Origin of the sequence: Bacillus sp. AY2-1 (assembly GCF_008368965.1) — a bacterium.
Lineage (GTDB): Bacteria > Bacillota > Bacilli > Bacillales > Bacillaceae_G > Bacillus_A > Bacillus_A thuringiensis_S.
In genome coordinates, this window is the sequence record NZ_QPEL01000330.1 from 1 (window position 1) to 608 (window position 608).

Here is a 608-nt window from a genome sequence, read left to right on the forward strand (position 1 = left end):
ATTATATTTTCAAGGGGGTTTATGAATAAGTGAAATTTCAATAGAAACAAAAGAGAAGTTGAAAAAGAGGTTTCCATTGATTCAAAAATTAATCGAAACCGAGGAAGTTATATGGCTTAATCCAAATAAGAAGAATTTTGAATATTTCATTCAAAATAGTACTGTAACTAAAGCTGATGTTATAGATGCAGAAGATCGATTAAAACGATTTGCTCCATAATAATGCAAAAGTTTTTCCTGAAACACAAGAGGCCAGTGACATTATTGAAATTAATTCCATGAAACAATATCTGCAAAGAGAATATAAAGAAGAAATACCAGGACAATTATTACTAAAATGTGATAGTCATCTTCCTATTTCAGTATCTATTAAAGCAAGAGGCGGAGTATATGAGGTATTAAAACACGTCGAAGATTTAGCTTTGAAACATCATTTATTAACTAAATAAGATGATTATTCCGTATTAGATAGTGACAGGTTTAGAACATTCTTTTCAAATTATTCAATTGCAGTAGGTTCGACCAGAAATTTAGGGTTAAGCATTGGAATTATGAGTGTAAAGTTAGGATTCAATGTAACTGTCCATATGTCAACTGATGCGAAAACG

Annotated in this window: 1 pseudogene; it reads left to right on the top strand. The window is 30.3% G+C overall.

Annotation, left to right across the window (positions count from 1 at the left end):
• Positions 1 to 40: 40 nt before the first annotated feature.
• Positions 41 to 608, top strand: a pseudogene (locus tag DN403_RS32125) (D-serine ammonia-lyase); the annotation flags it as partial.